The sequence below is a fragment of the Pseudoalteromonas sp. G5_S1_14_S5 genome (assembly GCF_054968605.1).
The window spans coordinates 1-2053 of the sequence record NZ_JBQKUM010000166.1; the positions used below are offsets into that span (position 1 = coordinate 1).

Genomic DNA, 2053 nt, shown 5'->3' on the forward strand with positions numbered 1-2053 from the left:
TAATCAACGAGTTTGCCTTAAGCGCCGAACTAGCAAAGTAATCCGGCTATACTGAAGTGCAAATACGCGTTGCACATGGCTACCTTGCCAGCCAATTTTTGTCTTCAAGACCCAACCAGCGTGACGATAAATGGGGAAGTTCACTGGAGAACAGACTTCGCTTTGTGATCGAGCTGTACCGCGCGATTCGTAAAAAAGTTGGATAAAGTTTCCCCGTCGGAATCAAACTTAACAGCGCAGATTTCATGAAAGGCGGCTTTACCGAAAAAGAATCGATGCAAGTGGTTCAAGCACTGAGCCGTGAGGGTATCAACCTAATTGAGATATCCGGAGGCACTTATGAAAGCCCGTCAATGATGGGTTCCAAGAACAAAAGTGGACTCGTAAAAGCAAGCACAGCTAAATGTAAAGCGTATATCTTAGATTATATGGTCAAGGTGAGAGAGTTAGTTAGCACACCTCTGGTGGTAACTGGTTGCTTTAGAACAGCACCAGCAATGAATGAGGTTCTGCAGACATCAGCCACTGACTTCGTTGGGATTGCTCGAACAATGGCAGTAGTCCCTGACTTCCCGAATAGGTTAATGGCAGACTCAGCTCACGGAATGCCATTAGACGTACCCACAACAGGAAAACCAGCACTGGACAGAATGGCAGTGGTCGGGTTGGTTCGATATGAACATCAAATGTGGCGAATTGCCGTAGGAAAAGACGCAGTTCCAGAACTTAGCGCACTCGGAGTCGTGGTCAAACCCCTTCTAACGGCTGGCTGGCACGCCTTTAAAAAGCGTCGCGCATAATGCATTTATAAGCATTCAATACGTGTAAAACACCTTAAAAGATGTCGCCGGTGTCACATGTCGTTACATAGCATGACCCCTTTAGGCTTTACATCTCAGGCGAGGTAAACAACAATCCTTGAGAATAAATCAATAACACAATGTATTTAGAGATTATGAGTAACACTGAAAACAAAAAATCGAGTCCTCTTTTTGAAGTCGTATTTAACGTCCTTCTTCCGTCATTCATTCTTATGAAGTTCAGCGGAGAAGAGCACCTCGGAACTGGTTTAGCACTGCTTGTCGCACTCGCCTTCCCTATTGCTTACGGTGGTATGGAGCTAATCCGCAACAAGAAATTTAACTTCATCGCTGCACTTGGCTTTGTCAGCGTATTACTAACTGGTGGCATTGGTTTCTTCGAGCTAGACACGCGTTGGTTAGCTCTAAAAGAAGCCTTAATCCCTGGTTTAATCGGTCTAGCGGTACTCGGCTCTACCTTTACTCGCTATCCATTCATCCAAAAAGTGATTTTTACGCCCACATTGCTGAATATTGCTCTAATTGAAGAGCGTTTAAAGCAATTTGGAAACCAAGCTAAATTTGATCGCTGCCTAATGACATCAAACTACATGTTCGCTAGCACGTTCGCATTCTCTTCTGCAATGAACTATTTCCTGGCGACTTGGATTGTTACTAGCCCTGCTGGTACTACGGCGTTCAATGAAGAACTCGGTAAATTAACTCTATATAGCTACCCTGCGATTGCGATTCCAAGCTTACTAATGATGTTAGGTATTTTTTACTACATCTGGCGCCAAGTTCGTAACATGACCTCACTAGAGACCGAACAGATTTTCGTCACCAATAAATAAGCTCACTCAAAGCAGCTCAACCTCAACACCCTAAGCCCATCAATTCGCTGGGCTTTGCTTTATCTATCACCAAGTAAAACGAATCACTCAGGTTTCAGATAATTGGCACGATGAGGACTCACCCAATCCCCCAAACTCTAAAATTCGTGATAGCTCTTTTACTATTCGTATTTAAAACGCTAAAAATCAACAGAAAACCAAGCACCTAAAACTCGACAACGTATTGAAGGGCTTCTAGAAGAGCCTGAACTGGCCAAACTGTTAGAGCTTTAATTTAGCCCTGCGTTGATAACAAGCGATAGATAAACAATGCCACAGCATCTTTGCTGTGGCATTGTTTAACCAGCAAGCTCCCGTGAACTAGCCGCCCCTACCTGCACAAAATTTACACACTAAGTA

The 2053-nt window shown here is 43.9% G+C and carries 3 protein-coding genes; all 3 read left to right on the forward strand.

From position 1 onward, the window contains the following. The first annotated feature begins 56 nt into the window (after positions 1 to 56). The 3 genes from ACTRWI_RS22330 (at position 57) to ACTRWI_RS22340 (ending at position 1654) form a co-directional block, all read left to right on the forward strand. Positions 57 to 206: an oxidoreductase gene (locus ACTRWI_RS22330; RefSeq protein WP_499133884.1), complete on the forward strand. Its 150-nt coding sequence runs from the start codon at positions 57 to 59 to the stop codon at positions 204 to 206. A 39-nt stretch (positions 207 to 245) separates the two neighbouring features. After that, positions 246 to 800 (forward strand): hypothetical protein, encoded by a 555-nt coding sequence (locus tag ACTRWI_RS22335; RefSeq protein WP_499133885.1) that lies wholly within the window; start codon positions 246 to 248, stop codon positions 798 to 800. A gap of 155 nt (positions 801 to 955) precedes the next feature. Further along, positions 956 to 1654: a VC0807 family protein gene (locus ACTRWI_RS22340; protein ID WP_499133886.1), complete on the forward strand. Its 699-nt coding sequence runs from the start codon at positions 956 to 958 to the stop codon at positions 1652 to 1654. The last annotated feature ends 399 nt before the right edge of the window (positions 1655 to 2053 follow it).

Bases quoted from the DNA above. Each gene is read 5' to 3' on its own strand.
- ACTRWI_RS22340 (WP_499133886.1), top strand. From the start codon at position 956: ATGAGTAACACTGAAAACAAAAAATCGAGTCCTCTTTTTGAAGTCGTA.
- ACTRWI_RS22335 (WP_499133885.1), top strand. From the start codon at position 246: ATGAAAGGCGGCTTTACCGAAAAAGAATCGATGCAAGTGGTTCAAGCA.